We start from the raw sequence: 6,167 nt of genomic DNA, 5'->3' as shown, positions 1-6,167 counted from the left end.
CCGGCACCCACCAGCCGCCGCCCACGCTGCGATAGGCACCCGACCGCGTCTGCCACTGCGTGGGACCCTCCGGGTCTCCGCGCCGGGAGGGCCAGGTCAGTCCCGGGGGCAGGCCCTCACGCGGGCCGACACCGTGCGTCGGCCACGCTCCCGGGGTCCACTCCTCCGCTGACACCCGATCATCGTGAACCGAGTGCGTCCCGGCCCGCAGATTTCATCCACAGGCCCATCTCCCCCCCGGGATAGTTTGGGACGATCTGGTCGGTCGAGCGGCGGGATCACCTACCAACTCGTCCCTAACTACCCCGGGAGGGGCGGGCAGGAGACCCCTCAGCCGAAGCGGCCGGAGATGTACGCCTCGGTCGCCTCGTTGTCCGGGTTGGCGAACATCTTCTGGGTGCTGTTGAACTCCACCAGGTGCCCGGGCTCTCCGGCGGCCTTGAGGTTGAAGAAGCCGGTTTCGTCGGAGACCCGCGCCGCCTGCTGCATGTTGTGGGTGACGATGACGATCGTGTACTCGGTCTTGAGCTCGTGGATCAGGTCCTCGATGGCCGAGGTCGAGATCGGGTCGAGCGCGGAGCAGGGCTCGTCCATGAGCAGGACCTCGGGCTGGACGGCGATCGCGCGGGCGATGCACAGCCGCTGCTGCTGGCCGCCCGAGAGCCCCATGCCGGGTCGGCCGAGACGGTCCTTGACCTCGGTCCACAGGTTGGCGCCCTTGAGGGACGACTCGACGATCTCGTCGGCCTCGGCCTTCTTCATCTTCTTGGCGTTGAGGCGGTTGCCGGCCAGCACGTTCTCGTAGATCGACATCGTCGGGAACGGGTTGGGGCGCTGGAAGACCATGCCGATCTGGCGGCGTACGGCGACGGGGTCGACGTTGGGCTCGTACAGCGACTGCCCGTCCACCATCACCTTGCCCTCGACCCGGGCGCCGGGGATCACCTCGTGCATCCGGTTGAGCGAGCGCAGGAAGGTCGACTTGCCGCAGCCGGAGGGTCCGATGAACGCGGTCACCGACCGCGCCTGGATGGTCATGTTGACACCCTGGACGGCGAGGAAGTCGCCGTAGTAGATGTCGAGGTCAGAGACGTCGATGCTCTTGGCCATTGAGTTTCCTAGCTCCTTCAGCGCCCGGTCTTGGGGGCGAAGATCTTTCCGATGACGCGCGCGGCGATGTTGAGCAGCAGCACGATGACGACGAGGACGAGGGCGGTGCCCCAGGCGAGATCGAAGTCTGCCGGGGTGCCCTTCTGGAACTGCGAGTAGATGAACACCGGCAGCGTGGTCATGAACCCGTCGAAGGGGTTCACGTTGGTGCGGGTGGTGAGGCCGGCGATCAGCAGCAGCGGCGCCGTCTCCCCGATGATGCGCGCCGTGGCGAGCGTGACGCCGGTGATGATGCCGCCGAGCGCGGTGCGCAGCACGACCTTGGTGATCGTGCGCCACTTGGGCGTCCCGAGGGCGTACGCCGCCTCGCGCAGGTCGTCCGGCACGAGGCGCAGCATCTCCTCCGTCGAGCGCACCACGATGGGGATCATCAGCAGGGACAGCGCGACCGCACCGCCGATGCCGGCCCGGAAGCCGGCCCCGAAGAACAAGGTGAACATCGAGAAGGCGAAGAGCCCGGCGACGATGGACGGGATGCCGGTCATCACGTCGACGAGGAAGGTGATCCCGCGGGCCAGCTTGTTGCCCTTGCCGTACTCCACGAGGTAGATCGCGGCGAAGATCCCGATCGGCACCGAGATGATGGCGGCGCACAGCGTGATCACCAGGGTGCCCATGATCGCGTGGTAGATGCCGACCGGCTGGTCGAGGCTGGTGCGGAACGCCGAGTAGGTCAGGAACGTGCTGTTGATCGCCGGGATGCCCTTGGAGAGCACCGTCCACAGCAGCGAGACCAGCGGCACGAGGGCGATCGCGAAGGCCGTCCAGACCAACGAGGTGACCATCCGGTCGACGGCCGAGCGCCGTGTCTCCACCACGGCCGACCACAGGGTGAGGCCGCCGATGTAGAACACCACCGACACCAGCACCCAGGGCACCGGGCCCCAGCCGAGCAGCAGCGGGAAGAGTCCGGCGGCGGCGATCGCCACGACCGCGACCAGTCCGGGAGCCCATCGGGGCAGGCGCCCGTGGGTGAGCGGGATCGTCGACGACGTCGCCGGCGGCGTGGTCAGCGTCGAGGTCATCGGCTCATCCTTCTCTCGTTGCGGGCCACGATCCATCGGGCCGCGAAGTTGACCAGGAAGGTCACCAGGAACAGCACGAGCCCGGTGGCGACCAGGACGTGCAGCGTGCCGGGGGTGTTCTCCTTGTACTGCGAGGCGATGTTGGCGGCGATGCTCGTCGGGTTGGAGCTGGCGATCAGGTTGAAGCTGATGCCACCACCGCCGGAGAGCACCATCGCGACGGCCAGCGTCTCGCCGAGGGCACGGCCCAGGCCCAGCATCACCGCGGAGACCATGCCGGAGCGGGCGTAGGGGAACACCGCGAGCCGGATCATCTCCCAGCGGGTGGCGCCCAGCGCGAGGGCCGCCTCCTCGTGCAGGACCGGGGTCTGGTTGAAGACCTCCCGCGAGATGGCCGTGATGATCGGCAGCACCATGATGGCCAGCACGAGGCCGGCGGTGAGGATCGTCGTCCCCACCGGGTTGACCGGGCCCTTGAAGAAGGGGAGGAAACCCAGGTGCTCGTGCAGCCAGTCATAGATCGGCACCATCTTGGGCGCGAAGAGGTTGATGCCCCAGAGGCCGAAGACCACCGACGGCACGGCGGCCAGCAGGTCGATCACGTAGGCGACCGGGCCGGCGATCCAGCGCGGCGCGTAGTGGCTCACCACGAGGGCGATGCCGAAGGCGAGGGGCATGGCGACCAGCAGGGCGATCAGCGAGACCAGGACCGTGCCGAAGAGCAGGTTGTCGACGTAGCCCCAGAAGCTGCCGGCACCCTTGTAGAACTGCTCGTCCTGGACGAAGCCCGGAGCGCCCTCGATCGTCAGGAAGACGAAGACGCTGGCGAGGGCGGCCAGGATGACCAGCCCGGCGCCGCGGGCGACGCCCGAGAACACCCGGTCACCGGTCTGGGTGGGTGCGCCGGTCCGCGGGGGTGCCGGCTCGGTCATGGTCACAACAAGGTCCTTCGCTGGTCAGACGTGGGTACGCGCGTGCGGCGGGCCGATGATCGGTCCGCCGCACGCGTGTGGGTGGTGCATTGTCACGAGTGTCCTACTGGGCCGCGATCGCGTCCACGATGCCCTGKGCACGCGACGCGGTGTCGGCGTCCAGCGGAGCGGAGCCGGCGTTGTCCGAGGCGGCCTGCTGGCCCTCGTCGGACACGACGTACTCGAGGAAGCCCTTGACCAGGTCGGCCTCGTCGGCCGACGGGTAGGTCTGGCAGGCGACCAGGTAGGACAGCAGGATCACCGGGTAGGCGCCGGCCTCCTCGGTGGTGCGGTCGACGTCGACGGCCATGTCCACGTCGGGACGACCCTCGACGGGGGACGACACGGCGATGACCTTGGCGGCGGCCTCGGCGGACGGCGCGACGTACTCGTCGCCGACCTTGACCGAGACGACCGACAGGTCACCGACCTGGCTCTCGTCGGCGTAGCCGATGGTGCCGTTGCCGTTGGTGACGGCGGCCACGACGCCGGAGGTGCCCTCGGCCGCGACGCCACCCTTGACGGGGAAGGCGTCCTCGGCCTCGTAGGACCACGAGTCCGAGGCCTTGCCGAGGTAGTCGGTGAAGTTCTTGGTCGTGCCCGAGTCGTCCTGGCGGTGCACGGTGGTGATCGCCGTGTCGGGCAGGTCGGCGTCGGGGTTCTGGTCGGCGATGGCCGGGTCGTTCCACTTCGTGATCTTCTGGTCGAAGACCTGCGCGATGGTGTCAGCGTCCATGTTGAGGGAGTCGACGCCCTCGAGGTTGAACATCACCGCGATCGGCGAGACGTACGACGGCACCTCGATGATGTCGGAGCCGCAGCGCTCGTTGGCCTTGCTGAGCTCGCCCTCGTCGTCGCTGAAGTAGGAGTCAGTCCCGGCGAAGAGCGTGCCACCCTCGATGAACTGGGTGCGCCCGTCGCCCGAGCCCACCGGGTTGTAGTTGAGGGTGACGTCCGGGTTGAGGCCCTGGAACCCGGTCGACCAGGCCTCCATCGCCTTCTCCTGGGCCGAGGAGCCGGCACCGTTGAGCTCGCCGCTGAGGCTGCCCCCCTCGGTGTCCGAACCACTGTCCGCGGACGCGGAGTCGGTCTCGTTGCCTGCGCCACACGCCGACAGCGAGATGCTGAGGGCGAGGGCTGCGACGGCCGGGACGATCGCCGTACGGAAGGAAGTGCGCTTCACTTCGTTGCTCCTGAGAGGTCTGTGGTCATGCTGACGAGCCAGACGGTAGGGAGCGCAGGTGACCGCGCACGGCGGCGTCGGTGAACGAGCGGTGAACTCGACCGGGCCGGATGGCGTCGCCCCGTCGGGGACGAGACGGCGGTCACATGAACTCCGGCGGGACCCCTTGACGCGCACGCCCGGACAGGACTAGGGCAGGTGGCGCTCGGTGGCCACGATCCGACCCTTGCGGTGGTGCACGACGAGCAGCTCGCCGGTCTCCAGCCGGACGTCGTCACGCACTCCCGCCGCGTCCAGCACCATCGGCAGCACCGGGCGGTGCGTGCAGACGACCACCCCCGCGAGCGTCGCCATCAGGTCGCCCACCAGGTCGACGACCGCGTCCGCGCTCGCGTCCTCCTCGGTGAGCCCGTCGTGGGTCACCAGCGGCCACCCGGTGGAGCGGCTGTACGGCGCGACGGTGTCGACGCAGCGGGTGCTCGAGGAGGTGTGGACTGCCGTGGCGTCGAAGCCGGCCAGCACGGGGACCAGGCGCTCGGCCTGGGCGGCCCCGGCCACGAGGAGCGGGCGACGGCGGTCGTCACCGCGCCACGCCTTGCGGGAGCGGGCCCGGCCGTGGCGGAGCACGACCAGGGCGCGGGTCTTGCGGCGCAGCGCGCGGGCGTCGTCCAGGGTGCCGCGGTCGTGCACGTGGGTGAGCACCTCGCGGGCCTTGTCCCACGGCACCCACGCCACCTCGTCGATCTCCTCGTTGATCGCGTAGCGACCCACGTCGTCGTCCCCGACCACCCGGGCCGTCCAGTAGGACACGGCCTTGGTCCGGCCGTTGGTGAGCCGGTAGCGCTGGCCGGGCAGCGGCGGTCCGAGGCGCACCGCGAGCCCGGTCTCCTCGGCGACCTCACGGACGGCCGCGGTGACCTCGTGCTCGCCGGGGTCGAGCTTGCCCTTGGGGAAGGACCAGTCGTCGTACCGCGGGCGGTGGATGAGCAGCACGTCGCCGCCCTTGCGGGTCACCACCGCTCCTGCAGCGCGCACATCACCGGCCGGCATGGACGCTAGTCTCACACCATTCGTCGTCCGTCGAGGAGCCTGCCCATGCGTCGCCGTCTCGCGCCGGGTCCGGTGACGCTCGTGGCTCTCGCGCTGGCCCTCGTCCTGGTCGTCGTGGCCGTGGTCGCCGGCGTCCAGTGGTGGCGCGGCGACGAGACCCGGCTCGCCCGGGCCGTGCACCTCGCCCCCGCCGGCACCGAGCGGCTCTCGTGGACCGACTGGAGCGCCGTACGCCGTGAGGTCGGCGCCGACCTGGGCGAGACCCCCGACGGCGAGGCGGTGACGGCCTTCCTCGGCGAGGCGTTCGCCTCCGACCTCACCTCGACCTCGGCCCTCGTCGGGTCGAGCGGCACCATGCAGGACGCGTTCGGCTTCTCCCCCGGCACCCTGGACTGGGAGCTGTTCGCCCAGTCCCCCGCCGGCGCCGTCGACATCCTGGGGATGCCGGACGAGGAGTCGGTGGAGGCGCTCGCCGACCGGTTGCGCCGGCTCGGCTTCGAGGAGCCCGAGGACGACGACGGGGTGTGGGGCGGCGGGCAGGACCTGCTGCCCCGGCTCGGACCGGACCTGACCCCCGAGCTCCAGTACGTCGCCCTGCTGGCCGACGAGGGCGTCGTGCTGACCTCGGACCAGGTCGCCCCCCTCGAGGCGGCCGTCGAGGCGGCCCGGGGCGACGCCGACGCGCTCGAGGAGCTCGACGACGTCGTCGAGGCCAGCGGCGCTCCCGTCGCCGCCAGCATCTTCTCCGGGGGCTACGCCTGTCGGCAC

Annotated in this window: 6 protein-coding genes; 1 reads left to right on the top strand and 5 read right to left on the bottom strand. The window is 70.1% G+C overall.

Translation table 11 applies throughout. The features are described 5' to 3' along the window. Window positions 1-330: 330 nt before the first annotated feature. The 5 genes from pstB to ACXJKL_RS11995 form a co-directional block, all read right to left on the bottom strand. Entirely contained in the window at window positions 331-1,110 is a 780-nt protein-coding gene (gene pstB / locus ACXJKL_RS12015) for a phosphate ABC transporter ATP-binding protein PstB (protein WP_457207280.1), read from the bottom strand. Between the two features lie 17 nt (window positions 1,111-1,127). Further along, on the bottom strand, window positions 1,128-2,195 hold the full coding sequence (pstA, locus tag ACXJKL_RS12010; RefSeq protein ID WP_457207279.1) for a phosphate ABC transporter permease PstA: 1,068 nt from the start codon (window positions 2,193-2,195) through the stop codon (window positions 1,128-1,130). After that, window positions 2,192-3,127 carry a phosphate ABC transporter permease subunit PstC gene (gene pstC, locus ACXJKL_RS12005; RefSeq protein ID WP_457207281.1) on the bottom strand — a complete coding sequence of 312 codons (936 nt, stop codon included), beginning with the start codon at window positions 3,125-3,127 and terminating at the stop codon, window positions 2,192-2,194. Before pstC ends, pstA begins: the two co-directional genes overlap by 4 nt. Before the next feature lie 103 nt (window positions 3,128-3,230). Then, a complete protein-coding gene (pstS, locus tag ACXJKL_RS12000; RefSeq protein WP_457207278.1) occupies window positions 3,231-4,349 on the bottom strand; it encodes a phosphate ABC transporter substrate-binding protein PstS in 1,119 nt (372 codons plus the stop codon). Between the two features lie 189 nt (window positions 4,350-4,538). Beyond that, window positions 4,539-5,399, bottom strand: coding sequence for an NUDIX hydrolase (locus ACXJKL_RS11995; protein ID WP_457207277.1), 861 nt, complete (start codon window positions 5,397-5,399; stop codon window positions 4,539-4,541). Between the two features lie 45 nt (window positions 5,400-5,444). Here ACXJKL_RS11995 and ACXJKL_RS11990 point away from each other — a divergent pair. Further along, a partial coding sequence (locus tag ACXJKL_RS11990) for a hypothetical protein (RefSeq protein ID WP_457207276.1) occupies window positions 5,445-6,167 on the top strand: 723 nt, incomplete at its 3' end.

The sequence above is a fragment of the Nocardioides sp. P5_C9_2 genome (assembly GCF_054049555.1).
Note: the sequence above shows the minus strand (reverse complement) of the source record. Positions and strands in the feature narration are given on the sequence as shown.